The 15,129-nt window shown below is 65.7% G+C and carries 14 protein-coding genes; 3 read left to right on the top strand and 11 right to left on the bottom strand.

Annotated elements, in window-relative coordinates:
- Position 1: 1 nt before the first annotated feature.
- Positions 2-256, bottom strand: a complete 255-nt coding sequence (locus tag ACN2C8_RS06260; protein WP_419254976.1) for a low temperature requirement protein A — start codon at positions 254-256, stop codon at positions 2-4.
- A gap of 97 nt (positions 257-353) precedes the next feature.
- Between ACN2C8_RS06260 and pip the strand changes: the two genes are divergently transcribed.
- Positions 354-1,343 carry a prolyl aminopeptidase gene (pip, locus tag ACN2C8_RS06255; RefSeq protein WP_419254974.1) on the top strand — a complete coding sequence of 330 codons (990 nt, stop codon included), beginning with the start codon at positions 354-356 and terminating at the stop codon, positions 1,341-1,343.
- A gap of 38 nt (positions 1,344-1,381) precedes the next feature.
- Here the strand turns inward: pip and ACN2C8_RS06250 are convergent, their stop codons facing one another.
- The 9 genes from ACN2C8_RS06250 to ACN2C8_RS06210 form a co-directional block, all read right to left on the bottom strand.
- The gene (locus tag ACN2C8_RS06250; RefSeq protein ID WP_419254972.1) at positions 1,382-1,933 is read right to left on the bottom strand and encodes a GNAT family N-acetyltransferase; all 552 of its coding nucleotides are present in this window, start codon (positions 1,931-1,933) and stop codon (positions 1,382-1,384) included.
- On the bottom strand, positions 1,930-3,087 hold the full coding sequence (gene rodA, locus ACN2C8_RS06245; protein ID WP_419254971.1) for a rod shape-determining protein RodA: 1,158 nt from the start codon (positions 3,085-3,087) through the stop codon (positions 1,930-1,932). The genes ACN2C8_RS06250 and rodA overlap by 4 nt, the downstream gene beginning before the upstream one ends.
- Positions 3,084-5,078 (bottom strand): penicillin-binding protein 2, encoded by a 1,995-nt coding sequence (gene mrdA / locus ACN2C8_RS06240; RefSeq protein ID WP_419254970.1) that lies wholly within the window; start codon positions 5,076-5,078, stop codon positions 3,084-3,086. The genes rodA and mrdA overlap by 4 nt, the downstream gene beginning before the upstream one ends.
- Positions 5,079-5,082: 4 nt before the next feature.
- A complete protein-coding gene (locus tag ACN2C8_RS06235; protein ID WP_419254969.1) occupies positions 5,083-5,598 on the bottom strand; it encodes a hypothetical protein in 516 nt (171 codons plus the stop codon).
- Entirely contained in the window at positions 5,595-6,641 is a 1,047-nt protein-coding gene (gene mreC / locus ACN2C8_RS06230; RefSeq protein WP_419254968.1) for a rod shape-determining protein MreC, read from the bottom strand. The genes ACN2C8_RS06235 and mreC overlap by 4 nt, the downstream gene beginning before the upstream one ends.
- A gap of 48 nt (positions 6,642-6,689) precedes the next feature.
- A complete protein-coding gene (locus tag ACN2C8_RS06225) occupies positions 6,690-7,733 on the bottom strand; it encodes a rod shape-determining protein (RefSeq protein ID WP_004623009.1) in 1,044 nt (347 codons plus the stop codon).
- Positions 7,734-8,075: 342 nt separating this feature from the next.
- Entirely contained in the window at positions 8,076-8,954 is an 879-nt protein-coding gene (locus ACN2C8_RS06220) for an EamA/RhaT family transporter (RefSeq protein WP_419254967.1), read from the bottom strand.
- A 37-nt stretch (positions 8,955-8,991) separates the two neighbouring features.
- A complete protein-coding gene (locus tag ACN2C8_RS06215) occupies positions 8,992-10,566 on the bottom strand; it encodes a 2-isopropylmalate synthase (RefSeq protein ID WP_419254966.1) in 1,575 nt (524 codons plus the stop codon).
- 237 nt (positions 10,567-10,803) lie between these two features.
- A complete protein-coding gene (locus tag ACN2C8_RS06210) occupies positions 10,804-12,708 on the bottom strand; it encodes an alkyl/aryl-sulfatase (protein WP_419254965.1) in 1,905 nt (634 codons plus the stop codon).
- A gap of 127 nt (positions 12,709-12,835) precedes the next feature.
- Between ACN2C8_RS06210 and ACN2C8_RS06205 the strand changes: the two genes are divergently transcribed.
- Positions 12,836-13,525, top strand: a complete 690-nt coding sequence (locus ACN2C8_RS06205; RefSeq protein WP_419254964.1) for a TetR/AcrR family transcriptional regulator — start codon at positions 12,836-12,838, stop codon at positions 13,523-13,525.
- Here ACN2C8_RS06205 and ACN2C8_RS06200 read toward each other — a convergent pair.
- Complete coding sequence (locus ACN2C8_RS06200) at positions 13,500-14,207, bottom strand: TVP38/TMEM64 family protein (RefSeq protein ID WP_419254963.1); 708 nt, start codon at positions 14,205-14,207, stop codon at positions 13,500-13,502. The genes ACN2C8_RS06205 and ACN2C8_RS06200 overlap by 26 nt on opposite strands.
- Before the next feature lie 219 nt (positions 14,208-14,426).
- On the opposite strand from ACN2C8_RS06200, the gene ACN2C8_RS06195 reads away from it, so the two are divergent.
- Positions 14,427-15,092 (top strand): AAA family ATPase, encoded by a 666-nt coding sequence (locus tag ACN2C8_RS06195; RefSeq protein WP_419254962.1) that lies wholly within the window; start codon positions 14,427-14,429, stop codon positions 15,090-15,092.
- Positions 15,093-15,129: the final 37 nt, after the last annotated feature.

Raw genomic sequence — 15,129 nt, 5'->3', positions numbered from 1 at the left:
TTCAGGGCCGGCCGCTGGCCAGTGCCTCGGCCCGCCGTCGCATCGCCGCCGCCAATTGCAGCAGGGCCAGGGCCGAGGTCTCGTCGCGCTGGGCCGCGCGCATCGAATAGACCTGAGCCAGGGCGAACAACGCCTCGGCGCGATCAACGCCGCCATCGGAGAAGGTCTCGCCGATCGTGCGGTCCAGTTCCGCCAGCTGGCGCGGGGTGAGCAGGCCCAGCAGCTCTTCGTCGGTAAGTTCTTCAGGCGAGTCCATGAGCGGAACATAGCAACTCGGCGGCAGGACGCATCCCCGAACGGCGTTGGTCGATCTTTCGTTCACAGGACGAGGTGAAGCGCGTTAGGTTCGGGGCATGGATCGCAACGCTTCCTCTAACGTCATGTCCTCGATCGGCCGGCGCGGCCTCTTTCGTGAGGTCGAACCCTATTCATTCGGCTGGATGCCTACCGGCGGACCGCACGAGATCTATTACGAGGAATGCGGCAATCCGCGCGGCAAGCCGTGCGTGATCCTGCACGGCGGCCCCGGCGGGGCGGTCAACCCGACCATGCGCCGGTTCTTCGACCCGGCCAAATGGCGCATGGCGCTGTTCGACCAGCGCGGCTGCGGCCGCTCGCGCCCCAATGCCAGCCTGGACGACAACACCACCTGGAGCCTGATCGAGGACATCGAGCGGCTTCGCGAGCATCTTGGCGTCGAGAAATGGACCGTGTTCGGCGGCTCGTGGGGTTCGACCCTGGCCCTGGCCTACGCCATCAAGCATCCCGACCGCGTCGAGGGCCTGGTGCTGCGCGGCATTTTCCTGCTCACCGAGAAGGAACTGCGCTGGTTCTATCAGGACGGTGCCTCAATGCTGTTCCCCGACGCCTGGGAGCGGTTCCTGGCGCCGATCCCCGAGGAAGAGCGCGGCGATCTTATGAGCGCCTATCACCGTCGGCTGGTGGCCCCCGATCGTCGCGTGCAGCTGGAAGCCGCCGCCGCCTGGAGCCAGTGGGAAGGCGACACCATCTCGCTGCGCGGGCCGGAGGCCCGCCCCTCCAAGTTCAATGAGGAAGATTTCGCCATCGCCTTCGCGCGGATCGAATGCCACTTCTTCACCAACAAGGGCTTCTTCGATCACGACGGCTGGATCCTGAAGAATATCGACAAGATCAAGCACATCCCCGGCTGGATCGTGCAGGGCCGCTTCGATGTGGTCACGCCGCTCGACAGCGCCTGGTCGCTGCACAAGGCCTGGCCGGAAGCGCGCTTCGACATCATCTGGGACGCCGGTCATGCCTCGACCGAGCCCGGGATCATCGACGGTTTGGTGCGGGCCACCGAGTCAGCTCTGGTCTCCTAGGACCAATTTCGCTGCTCGAGGTGGCGCCGACCCCTAGCTCAGCGCCCAGGGCGATCCACGCCGTAGACGCCGCACCACTCCCAGCGATCGCGCGCCAGGGAATGGACCAGTCGCTGGCCTGCGGGGTTCATGCCCAGACGCGTCATCACCGCGAACGACGCGACGTTCTCACGCTGGGCGACGGCCTCGATCCGCTTGATGGGCATCAGATCCCAGAGCGTGGCGATCGCCGCCCTGCCTGCTTCGGTCATATAGCCTTGGCCGTGGGCGTGTTCGGCCAGGTGATAGCCGATCTCGAAGGTCTCGCCGGTCACGTCGACATCGCCGCCGAAGCCCCCGATCAGCAACCCGTCGGACAAGCGTTCGACGCCATAGCCGACGTGCCAGCCGGCCGTGACGCCGTCTCGGGCAATCTGGATGCGCTGGGCGGCGAGGTCGACGGACACGGGATCGGGCCAGGTCGCCAGCCAGCGGGTCACCGGCGGCGTCAGATTGGCGGCGAGGCTCGGCGCGTCCCCGGCCTCGAAACAGCGCAGGCGCAGACGCGGCGTCAGGATGACGGGCAGCAAATGGCCCGCCCCCGGCGTCACATCAGCGATCCCTTGCCGCTGGTCACCTCGGTGTAGCGGTGCACCCGCACGGCCTGCACCAGGCCAAAGCCGATCATCACGGTCAGCATCACAGTGCCGCCGTAGGACAGCATCGGCATGGGCACCCCGACCACCGGCGCCATGCCCATCACCATCCCTCCATTGATCAGCACATAGAGCGCGAACGTGGCCGTCGTGCCGGCGGCGGCAAGCCGGCCAAAATGGCTGTGGCTGATCGAAGCGATGCGCAAGGCCATGAAGATCACGACGCCATACAGGAACAGCACGCTGAAACAGCCCAGGAAGCCGAATTCCTCGGCCAGGGTGGCGAAGATGAAGTCGGTCTGCTTTTCGGGCAGGAAGTTCAGCTGGCTCTGCGAACCCAATCCAAAACCCTTGCCCATCAGGCCGCCCGAGCCCAGGGCAATCTTGGACTGCATGATGTGATAGCCGTTGCCCGAGGGGTCAGCCTCGGGGTTCATGAAGGTCATGATACGATTGCGCTGATAGTCGTGCAGCACGAACAGCACAAACGGCGGGATGGCGACCAGAGCCGCGACGACGCCGGCCACGATCACGCGCAACGACAGACCGGCCAGAACCACGATCGCCAGACCCGTGGCGGCGATCAGCAGAGCGGTGCCAAGATCGGGCTGGTGGGCGACCAACAGCACGGGCGCACCGATCATCAACATCGGGACCAGCAATCGCCAGGACAGCCGTGCGCTGTCGGCGGACAGGCCATGATAGTAGCGGGCCAGAGCCAGAACGAGGCCGATCTTCATGATCTCGGAAGGCTGGAACCGGAAGCCACCGATCGACAGCCAGCGTTGGGCGCCCAGCGAGGTGTCGCCAAACAGCTCCACCGCGACCAGCAAGGTCAGACCCACAACATAAACGGGATAGGCGATCATGAACCACAGGCGCAGGTCGACCATCGCCAGCACGATCATGATCACAAAATAGATGCCAAAACGGACTAGGTGCTTGGCGGCCCAGGGTTCCCAGGACGCGCCGGCGATCGAGAACAGCATAAGCGCGCCGGCGCCGGCGATCAGGCAGAGCGCCAGACAGAACGTCCAGTCGATCTCCATGAACTTGATGATCGGCCGGTCGCGTTCGCCGGGCCGGCTGAGGCCGCCGCTGAGGGTCATATGTGCGGCTCCTGCGGCGGCGCGCCCACGATCGGATCCGCCGGCGCGGCACCCTCAACAACCGCCTCAGGCGGCGCATCGGGCATCGGCATCGGCCTTTCGATGCGGGCGCGGATCTCGGGATCCTTCAGCAGGGCTACACGCATGACCTCGCGCGCACGCGGCGCGCCAGCGGTTGCGCCGCCCAGACCACCGTGCTCGATGATGACCGCCACGGCGTAGCGCGGGTCGTCATAAGGCGCGAAGGCCACGAACAGGTTGTGGTCCTTCAGGCGCCAGGTCGTAGCGTAGCCTTTCCGGTTCGAGACGCCGTCATAGCTGCGCACCTGGGCCGTACCGGTCTTGCCGGCCATCTGCACATCGCCAAGCCCCAGCTGGCTCTGACGATAGGCCGTACCACGCACATCGTTGGCCACAGCCGCCATGCCGCCGCGCACATAATCCAGATGTTCCTGCGAGAACGGCAGGTCAGGCACAGCCGCGCCGCTGGGCTGCTCGACCCCGCCGACCGACTTGATCAGACGCGGGTTGAGGGCCTTTTTGCCGTTGGCCAGGCGCGCCGTCATCACCGCCAGTTGCAGGGCGTTCACCGTCAGGGCCCCCTGCCCGATCCCGTAGCTGGGGGTTTCACCCGGAAACCAGATCTGGTTGGCCGGGTTTTTCTTGAAGGCCCGCTTCTTCCAGGCCCGGTCGGGGACATTGCCCTTCTTCTGGCCGGGAATGCCGATGTCAAACAGCTGGCCAAAACCCATGGCCCGCGCCGCGTTGGCGATGGCGTCAGGGCCGATCTTCAGTGAGGTCTGATAGAAATAGACGTCACACGAGTTCTTGATCGCATCGTGCAGGTTTTGCGAGCCGTGACCGCGCGGCTCCCAGCATCGCCACGTGCGACCGCCATAGTACCAGCTGCCGGGACAGTGGATGCGGATCTCAGGATCGATGCCCGCGGTCAGCGCCGCCAGGCCCACGGTCGGCTTGAAGGTGGAGCCCGGCGGGAAGGTGCCGGTCATCGACTTGTCGAGCAGCGGCTTGCGCTCGTACTCCGACAAGGCCTTGTATTCCGGACCACTGAGGCCGCGCACGAAACGGTTGGCGTCGAAACTCGGCGCCGAGACCATGCACAGCAGGTCGCCGTTGCGCACGTCCATCACCACGATGGCACCGCTCTCCTCGCCCATCACTTCGAGGGCGCGGTTCTGGATGTCGGCGTCGAGGGTGAGGCGGATTTCCTTGCCTGGCGTAGTGTGGATGTCGCCTTCGGGGTCGAGGCGAACGACGCGGCCCTGGGCGTCAACCTCGGCCTTGGTGGCGCCGGCCCGTCCGCGCAGGGCGGTATCGAAGGCCTTTTCCACGCCTTGCTTGCCAATCCGGAAGCCCGGATGGTGCAGCAGGTCCTGGTCCTGGGTTGGATCCTTGTCGGCCGCCAGCAGATCGCGGTCCGAGACCTTGGCCACATAGCCGATCACGTGCGCAAAGGCGCCGCCGAACGGATAGACCCGCACCTCGCCCATGTCGGCGGTGACGCCGGGCAGTTCGGGCGCGCGGATATTGACCCGGGAAAACTCCTCCCAGCTCATGTCTTCCATGATCGCCACGGGCGCCTTGCGAGGCGCGCGGGCGATGTCCTTGATCAGGCGGGCGCGACGCGAGCCGTCGATGGGCACCAACAGCGAAAGGTCGTCGAGGGCGGCCTCGACATCCATGCCCTTGTCCTTGGTGATCATCAGCCGGAAATTGGGCCGGTTGGACGCCAGGGGCGTGCCGTTGCGATCGAGGATCAGGCCGCGGGGCGGCGGCGTCAGGCGATAGTTGAACTGGTTGCCGGCCGACAGCTTCTGATACCGCTGAGCCTCGACCAGTTGAAGTTGGGCCAGGCGGCCGCCCAGGGCCAGCAGGCCGGCGCCGGCCAGGCCACCCATCAGGAACGCGCGCCGGTGGAAGACCCCCTGGCGCTCATTGACCTCGAAGAACAGGATTGAGGGTTCGCTCATCGCCCTACCGGAAACGGACGTCGGCGTCGTCGAAACGGTCGACCAGACGGTGGGCAAAGGGGAACAGCAAGGCCGTGGCCAGGAACTGCCAGAACACGGCCAGCAGACTGGGCATGGCCAGGCTGTCGAGCATTGAAAACAGGAAGCCCGCGATCATGGCTGCGGCCGTGACCCCCGCGAACCAGGCCCACATCATCGGCCGGCTCTGGCCCGTCATCATGTTGCGGGCCATCAACACCATGGCATAGGCGACCAGCAGTGACAGGCCCCAGAGACCTATGGGGCCACCCCAGAAAACGTCGAGAAACAGGCCCAGCAGCAGTGTGGCGAACGGGGCCAGGATCGAGGGGCGGATCAGGGCCCAGGCAAAGGCCGGAACCAGGGCGAAGACCGGCTCGGGAAGTTGCAAACCCCAGATGCGCAGCGGAGCCGAAAACACAATCGTCGCGGCGATGCAGACCAAGAGCGGAATGCCCAGCCAGCGCGCCGGGTGCAGAGGCCTGGCGCCGCGCATGCTCATTGCGGGGCTCCTGCAACGGCCGGCTTGGGCGCGACAGGCTTGAGGGGCAGCGGCTTGGGCGGCGACGTTGCGCCCGAGGTCCCTGGAGCCGCAGTTGCACGGGGCTTGATGGGAGCTGGCGCACTGAGGATCGAGGTCTGTGGGTCTTCGGTCGTCACTGGCGGCAGGCTACGGGTCTGCAACTGCTTTTCGTCGGCCAGCTGGGCGAAATCCTTGAAGAGCAGGATACGCACAAAGTCGATGGCGGCGTCGTCGGCGAACAGCACCACGCGCCAGCGACCGTCCAGGCCCCTGACCGCCGCGCCCACCGGAAGGCCGCGCGGCACCACACCGCCGTCGCCGGAGGTCACGACACGGTCACCCTGCTGGATGGGGTCGACGCCGCGCAGATATTCGAGCTTGGGATTGGGACCACCGTCGCCGGTCAGGATGGCGCGGGCATTGGTGCGGTCAATCATCACCGGCGTGCGCGAAGCGATGTCGGTCAGCAGCAGTACTCGGCTGGCGCCGTTCGAAACGCCCACCACACGGCCGACAAGTCCGCGTTCATTCAGCACAGGGTTGCCGACCAGAACGCCCTTTTCCGAACCGGCGTCAGCCAGGCGGGTATTGGCGAACGGGCCACGGCTGTCACTGACCACACGGGCCGAGGCCATCGGGATCGGCGGATCAGTCTTCAGGCCTAGCAGCGACTTATAGCGATCGTTGGTGTCCTGCAGCGCCAGCGCGCGATCACGCCATTGGCGCATCTCGGCGAGCTCAGCCTTCAGCCGACGATTCTCGGACGCTGTAAAAAAGTAGCTGCGCGCGAAGTCGAGACCCAGGCCCGTCCAACGTCCTGGCGCGGCGATCACGCCGCTCACGGGCTTGGAGACCGTGTCCACCGTCTGGCGGGTCACGCCATAGGCATGGTCCTGCAGCGTCTCGCGCCGATCAGCCAGCAGGAACGCCACCGCGATCACGACCGCGACGATGAGCGCCACGGCCGCGGTCCAGGTGAGCGGCACTTTCAGGTCGCCGAGGGGACCTTCGCGAAAGGGCACGAACGCGTTCTCCTGGCGCCGCCCCGGCGCCTTTGTCGGAACTTAGGCCTAGGCCAGGGTGGATTCCAGGACGCCCTTCATCCACTTGGGATGTTCGAGCACCTTGCCGCAGCCCAGGGCCACGCAGGAAAGCGGGTCATCGGCCACGGTGACCGGCAGGCCGGTATGGTCGCGGATCTCGGCGTCCAGGCCGCGCAGCAGAGCGCCACCGCCGGTCAGCATGATACCCTTGTCGGCAATGTCGGAGGCCAGTTCCGGAGGCGTGGCTTCCAGGGCGACCTTCACGGCCTCGACGATCTGCCCGACCGGTTCGGCCAGGGCGTCGGCGGCCTGCTTTTCGCTGATGCGGACTTCGCGCGGCACGCCCTGCATCAGGTCGCGACCCTTGACGTCGATCGACAGGCCTTCGCCGTCGGCCGGCGCGCGGGCGGTGCCGATTTCCTTCTTGATGCGCTCGGCGGTCGTTTCGCCGATCAGCAGGTTATGGTGGCGACGCATGTAGCTGATGATCGCTTCGTCCATCTTGTCGCCGCCGACGCGGACCGAGCGCGAATAGACGATGCCCGACAGCGACAGCACAGCCACCTCGGTGGTGCCGCCGCCGATGTCGACGACCATCGAGCCGGTCGGCTCGTGGATCGGCAGGCCGGCGCCGATCGCGGCGGCCATCGGCTCATCGATCAGGCCGACGCGGCGAGCCGAGGCGTTCAGGCAGCTGTCGTTAATGGCGCGGCGTTCCACGGCGGTGGCGCCCGACGGCACGCAGACGATGACCTTGGGGTTCACGAAGCCCTTGCGGTTGTGAACCTTGCGGATGAAATACTTGATCATCTCTTCGGCGACTTCGAAGTCAGCGATGACCCCGTCGCGCATCGGACGGATGGCTTCCATGTGACCGGGCGTACGGCCCAGCATCTGCTTGGCCTCAATTCCCACGGCGTGGACGATCTTGCGGCCACCGACATTGCGAAGCGCCACCACCGACGGCTCATTCAGAACAATGCCTTTGCCCTTCATATAGATGAGGGTGTTGGCCGTTCCGAGGTCGATGGCGATGTCGTTGGAGATCACGCCGAAGAGGGAAGAAAACATTGAAAGCCCTGACTGAGGGATAGAGGGGCAAAACACGGCAGTTCAAGACGAAAGCAGGCTCTGGACCAGTCCTCGGCGCGAAGCGGACTTCATGCGCGATTCACTACCTAACCCACTACCGGACAAGGACAACATGATTCCCCGGAATCAGCGTCTCATCTGGGTTTACGCGCTCGAGGACAGGGCGGGAGCGCCGCCCCCTGGCCGCGCCGTCGCCTGACAGCCCCGAAGCGCATCGACGCTGCCCGTTTGCCCTGCGAAAGCGTTGATTTCAAGGTCTATTCGCGGGTCGTCCAAAGGCATTTTCGGCGAGGGTCTCCAGGCGCCTAATCATGGCGAAATCTAGCCCAACGCGGCCATGACCACGCCCAGCGCCGTGACCACACCGGCGACGATCTGCAGACGGGTCAGACGCTCGGAAAACAGCCGTCGCCCCGCCAGGGCGGCGATAGGCATTTCAACCACGCCGACGGCCCGGACGGGGCCCACGGGGCTCAGGGCCATAGCCGTGAACCACAGGCAGGAGGCCGCCGCGCCGCAGAACCCAGCCCCCAGCGACTGCCGCCAGGCCGCGGCCACCGCTGCAAGAGCAGCCGGGTTTCGCACTGCCAGCACGCTGGTCAGGGTCACGGTCTGGATGGCCTGGACGATCATCACCGTGACGAAGGCCGAGGCCACGGGATGGCCGGGGTCGAAGGCCAGGCTGGCCTGGCGAAAGCAGTTGGCGCTCAGCGCGAAGATCGCGCCAGAGCCCAGTCCGGCCAGAACGGCGCCGCGACGCAGGACGACCTCGCCTCTCGGCCAGGACAGGGCCGCAAGACCCAGGGTGACCACCAGGCCGCCGATCCAGGCCATGATACCGACATGGTCGCCAAACAGCAGCGCGCCCCAGACCAGGGCGAAGGGCAACCCGCTCTGTTGCATGGCCGTACCCAGGGCGAAGGTCGAGCGATGCATGGCGGTCAGCAAAGCGGCCGTGGCGGCGATCTGCAGGCCCGCCCCCGCCGCGCAGGCCAGCCAGAACCAGGTCGTGGGATGGGCCTGCGCGCCCGGCGTGGCCCACCAGGCGATGGCCGCGAACACGGTGGCGAAGGGCAGCCCAAACAGGAACCGCACCAGGGTTGCGCCCCACGGCCCCGCCCCGCCCATGACGGAGCGCTGGGCGGCGTTGCGGGCGACCTGCAAGGCCGCCGCGCCGATAGTGATGGGAATCCAGATCATGAGTATCCTCTCCCCCAAGGGGAGCAGGAAGACCGCGCTAGAAGCCGCTGGCGATGGCCGCTTCCGGGCGGCCCTTTTCCTTGCGGGCGAAGAGGTTGTTGAGCGCGTTCACATAGGCCTTTGCAGAGGCCGTGAGCGTGTCGGTGTCGGCAGCCTGGCCGGTGGCGATGCGGCCATCCTCTTCCAGACGCACCGAAACCTGGGCCTGGGCGTCGGTGCCTTCGGTGACCGCATGCACCTGGAACAGGCGCAGGGCGGCGCTGTGCGGCACGATCTTGTGGATCGCGTTGAAGACGGCGTCGACGGGACCATCGCCGGTCGCTTCTGCGTGACGCTCCTGGCCGTCGACATCCAGGGTCAGTTCGGCCGACTGGCCTTCGGTGCCGGCCACCACGCGCAGGTGCAACACCCGGATCTTTTCCGAGCCGCGCGCCAGGGCGTCGTCGACCAGGGCGATGATGTCGTCGTCATAGACGTGCTTCTTGCGGTCGGCCAGATCCTTGAAACGGCCGAAGGCTTCCTTCAGGGCGTTCTGGCCCAGCTCGTAGCCCAGGTCCTTCAGCTTGGCGCGGAAGGCATGGCTGCCCGAGTGCTTGCCCATGACCAGGCTGGACGGCGCCTGGCCGACCGATTCCGGCGTCATGATCTCGTAGGTCTCGCGGTTCTTCAGCATCCCGTCCTGGTGGATGCCGCTCTCATGCGCGAAGGCGTTCTTGCCGACGATGGCCTTGTTGTACTGCACCGGGAAACCGGTGATGGCCGAGACATAGCGGCTGGCGCGGGTGATGTGGGTGGTGTCGATCTTGGTCTCGTAGGGCAGCTTGTCGCCGCGCACCTTCAGGGCCATGACGATCTCTTCCAGCGCCGCGTTGCCGGCGCGCTCGCCCAGACCGTTGATCGCGCACTCGATCTGGCGCGCGCCGCCCTGCACGCCGGCCAGGCTGTTGGCCACGGCCAGGCCCAGGTCGTTGTGGCAGTGGGTCGAGAAGATGACCTTGTCGGCGCCCTCGACGTTCTGGGTCATCCAACTGAACAGGTCGGCATATTCCGACGGATAGGTGTAGCCGACGGTGTCGGGCAGGTTGATCGTCGTCGCGCCGGCCTTGATGGCGGTCTCGATGGCGCGGCGCAGGAACTGGCGCTCGCTGCGGGTGGCGTCCTCGGCCGACCATTCGACGTCGTCGCGCAGGTTGCGGGCGTGGGTCACCGAGCGGGCGATCACGTCGATGACGGCGTCCGGCTCCATCTGCAACTTGTGCTTCATGTGCAGGTCGCTGGTGGCGATGACCACGTGGATCCGGCCGCGGGCGGCGGGCTTCAGCGCTTCGGCGCAGCGGTCGATATCGACCTGATGCGCGCGGCACAGGCCGGCGATGGTGCTGTTCTTGACGATCTTGGAGATCTCGCGGACCGCCTCGAAATCGCCGTTGGACGCGATCGGGAAGCCGGCCTCGATGACGTCGACGCCCATCTCCTCGAGGATCTTGGCCAGTTCCAGCTTCTCGTCATGCGACATCGAGGCGCCGGGCGACTGCTCGCCGTCGCGCATGGTGGTGTCGAAGATCACGACGTTATCGCGCTTGTCGAAAGCGCCATTAGCTACGGAGGTCATTTGATTACTCGTCGGAAGGTGTCTGCGTGCGGGGCGGCTGCGGGTAAATCATCCCCTGCGCGCCCGGTCACGACGATGCGTGACCCTAGAGCGCCCAGGGGCTGGTAAGCCGAAGCAGAAGCAGGGTGCGCGCGACGTTCATGCTTACTTTCTACACATCGCCCCCAATTGCAGCAAGCATTTTGCGCCTGAAGCGCTATTGGCCGCACGCTGCGCAACTTCTATCCGCGCACCAAACTATTTGAGGCGCGTCACGATCGGAAAATCGTTCGGAAAGGCGTCAAACCACCCCGACAGTCGCCCTAGGGCGGCCCGATCACCCTGGAGTTTGACCTCCCCGGTCAGGATCTTGGGCAGCAGGGGTGTCCCTCGGAACAGCGAGTCGAGGAACACTGGACGGGCCACCGTCAGGGTGGCGTCGACCGCCTCGCCCGCAACGAGCGGCTGAGCCACCAGGACCCGGTTGCGAACCTCGACCAGGAACCTCTCGTTGCGCTCAGGAAAGACGAAAGCCAACTTGAGACGCGCATCGCCGACCTTCTCGGCGTTCAGCCGGATGGCCAGGACGTCGAAGATCATCTGGCTTTCCAGCCCCTGCAGCATGTCGAGCGAGGCCATCGAGGTCGGGACCTTGCGCACGCCGCCCCTGAGCTCGTCGGTCGCCGTCAGGTACATGTTCCGCCAGATAGCGTTCTCGGTCTGGTAGCCGAGCTGCTCATAGGTGTCCGCGAGTTGCGCCCGGGCAGCCTTTTGGCTCTCGTCGCTCATCACGACATGGTTCAGCAGGCTGGCGGACCAGGCATAGTCGCCCGCCTTGGCGGCCTCGGCGGCCAAGGCCATGACCTTTTCGGCCCCGCCCATGGCCGCGACATAGCGCTTGCCGGTTTCGGCGGGCGGCGCCGGGGCCAGGTGGGCGGGATTGGCGTCGTACCAGCCCATATAGCGCTGATAGACCGCCCGGCTGTTGAAGCTCATGCTGCCGTAGTAGCCGCGATTGTACCAGTTCCTGGCCAGGCTGGGCGGCAGCGCGATCTGGGCGGCGATCTCGTCACCGGTCAAACCGTGATTCAGCAGCCGAACCGACTGGTCGTGCAGATACTTGTAGGTGTCGCGATGCTCGGCCAGCACGGTCTTGACCGTCTCCTGGCCAAAGCGCGGCCAACCGTGGCTGGTGATCATCAGGTCAGAGCCATCGGCGAACAGCCGGATCGACTCGGTCAGATAGTCGGCCCAGGCCTTGCTGTCGCGCACCAGCGCCCCACGCGGGGTCAGCACGTTGTGCATCGAGGGATTGACGTTCTCGGCCATGTCGAGAATGCGCAAATCGGGCAGATAGAAGTTCATCTCGGCCGGAGCTTCGGTGTTGGGCGTGTACTGGAAACGCACCTTCACGCCATCCAGAACCAGTTCCTGGCCGGTATGATTGATGATCTGAGTGGGTGGGATCAGGGTGATCGTGCCCTTGGCGATACCCTGGCCGATGCCCGAACTGACCTGTCCCTCGACACCAGGCGGCAGCATCAGGCCGAACTGGAACTGGGCCCTGCGGCTCATGGCGTTGCCGGCCAGAACGTTCTCGCTGACCACTTCCTTCATGAAGCCCTCTGGCGCGATGATCGCCACCTTGCCGGCCTTGACGTCCTTCTCGTCGACAATCCCGCGAACGCCGCCGAAATGATCGCTGTGGCTGTGGGTGTAGATCACCGCCCGGATCGGCAGCGCTCCCAGCTTCTCCGTCACCAGATCAAACGCCGCCCGGGCGGTCTCCGCCGTCGTCAGCGGATCGACAACCACCCAGCCGCTGTCACCCTTGATGAAGGTGATGTTGGAGACGTCAAAGCCCCTCACCTGCCAGACCCGGTCCGAAACCTGAAAGAGGCCATGACGCGACAGCAGCTGGGCCTGACGCCAGAGGCTGGGGTTCACCGTGGCGGGCGGCTCGCCCTTGAGGAAATCATAGGCCGCCAGGTTCCAGGCCACCTGGCCGTCGGCGCGCTTGATCAGCGGGTCGGCTCGCGTGCCCAGAAAGCCGCGATCGGCGAACTCGAAGTCCTGACGGTCGGAAAACGGCAACGCCTGGGCAACAGCCTTGTGGCGCTCGATGGTCGGCGCCGAAGCCGATTCACCCGCGTGAACGGCCAACGGAATCGCGAAAAGCGAAACAGCCGACACGACAAGCGCCACCTTACGGTCAAGCCTGAGTTCCGACATCGAATCTTCCCCGTTTTGTATTTGAAACTTCATAGTTTCATTCTACATATCACCGAAGATGATGGTAGCAAACCAGGCCCGAACACCTACGCCACGGGGGCGTCCCGGTCAGCCCAAGCCCAGGGTCGATCGCGACGCGCGCGCCCAGGCCGTGCTTGACGCGGCCGTGATGGTGTTCGCCGAAAAAGGCCTTCACGCCGCGACGATGCAGGACATCGCCGATCGGGTGTGCATGGCGAAGATCCTGATCTACCGGCTCTATCCCTCGCGTCAGGCGCTGATCGACGCCCTGTTCAGCGAGATCCTGCTCGAGATCGAGGCCGCCGCCGCCCAACCCTGGGGCGGCTATGGGTCGGGCATGGCGGCGTTGATCGAGATGGGCCGGGCCCACCCTTCCCTGTTTTTGCTGCTGTTGCGTGAGGCGCGCGGCGGTCCCGAGACCCTGCCCTGGGCGACCGCCTGCGATGCTCTTCTCGCAGGCCTGACTGAACCGTTCGTGGCCCCGCCGCCCGAAGCCTCCGAGGACCTGAAAGCCGCCTGCGCCCACGCGGCGCGAACCTTTCTGCCCTTCCTCATCCAGGCCTGGGTCGCCGGGATCGAGCGCAGCGACGGCATGACCGACGCGGCGCGCATCGGGTGGTTTGGCCAGATGGTCCGCGCATGGCGGACAGCAACGCGCGACGCCCTGGGTCTGCCGGACGCACCGGAACCCGCCACCCTGGCTAGTCAGCCGCCTCGCGCTTCTTGAGCCAGGCGCGGGCGACAAGACCCGCAGCGATCCAGACAGCCACGGCGATAGCCAACAGGACAATGTGCTGCGTGCCGCCGCCGCGCATGGCCTGGACGATGGAGTTGCCGGCAAAGGCGGTCAGGGCGATCTTGGGGATGATGCCGATAGCTGTGCCAGCCGCAAAATCGCGCAGCTTCATCGGCGTTACGCCGGCGGCCATGTTGACGACGATGAAGGGGGCAGAGGGCACCATCCGCACGATCAGGCTGGCCAGGAAGCCGTTCTTGCCGATCAGCCGCATGAACTTGGCCACGCCGTCGCCCGCGAAATCGCGCAACACCTTGGCCCCGAACGCCCGTCCCAGCCAGAAGCCGACCAGCGACGACACCAGGGTGCCAACCCAACTGTAGAAAAAACCCGTCCACGGGCCAAAGGCGACCACCGCTGCGGCAATCAGCACGAACTGCGGCACGCCCAGAAAGGCCATCAGGGCGAAAGCGCCAACGGCCGCCGGCAGCGCCCATGGGCCGCTGGCGGCGCCCAGCCAATGCTCCACCGTCGCCTCGCCGTTGAATCCCAGAAACTGGGCGCCGAACAGGAAGACGATCCCCACACCGCCAAACAGCACGAAGGACACCGCCACCGTGCGCCAGGCGCGGGCGTCCATATTGGTCACGAACTCGATGAGGCGGCGCATCACGTCTCCTGCCTCGCTCAATGGCGCCGGTGGGTCAAGCATCAGCCGTGCGTGCGGCGCCGCGATGGCGGGCGAATTAACCGCGTCACAGCCCTCAACCCTTGTTTTTCAAGGGATAGCACTCGCCCGTCACGACAATTCATTTGCTAAGCCTTCACATTACAACGTTACTTGTCCACAGGCCGGTGGGGCAAGAACCGTGTCTGAACTGGAGTGACCGACGTGAAGACCCTGGCTGTGATTTCTCGCAAGGGCGGGGCCGGCAAGACAACTCTATCGGTCAATCTGGCCATCACCGCCCATTTGGCGGGCCTCAAGACCATGATCGCCGACATCGACCCACAGCGCTCAGCGACCGATGCGCTCAAGGCTCGCGTCGCTCCGGGCCCCACGCTGATGGAGATCAACGCCGGCAAGCTGTTCCAGACCAAGGCCATGGCCGGCTACAGCGGCTATGATTGCCTGATCGTCGACACGCCGGCCGCGCCTGACACTGATGTTCTCCAGGCCGTTCAGTGCGCCGACCTCTGCGTACTGGTGTGCCGCCCCACCTTTCTGGACATAGCGTCCATCGCGCGGTCAGCCGAGGCCGTGCGCCGTCTGGGCAAGAAGGGGCTGATCGTCCTCAGCCAGGCCCCGCCCCGTCGTAATGGCGCCGAGCCCATCAGCGTCCTCAAGGCCGCCGAAGCCCTGCGTTTTACCGGCATGCCCATGGCCCCGGTCGGCCTGCGCGCGCGCGCCGCCTTCCAGCAGTCGATGGCCCATGGCCGGTCGGTCTGCGAGTGGGAGCCGAGTTCGGCCGCCAGCCAGGAAATCCAGCGCCTTTGGGACCATCTGGAAACCCTGGCGCCGAGCGGTCAAAGCGATCTGTACGTTAGCGCGAACTGACATAGGCCAGGCCCGAGCGCTAGCCGCACACGCCGGT

This window comes from Caulobacter sp. ErkDOM-C (genome assembly GCF_048541825.1).
Lineage (GTDB): Bacteria > Pseudomonadota > Alphaproteobacteria > Caulobacterales > Caulobacteraceae > Caulobacter.
The sequence above is the reverse complement of the archived record's forward strand: the minus strand, read 5'-3'. Positions and strand labels throughout refer to the sequence as shown.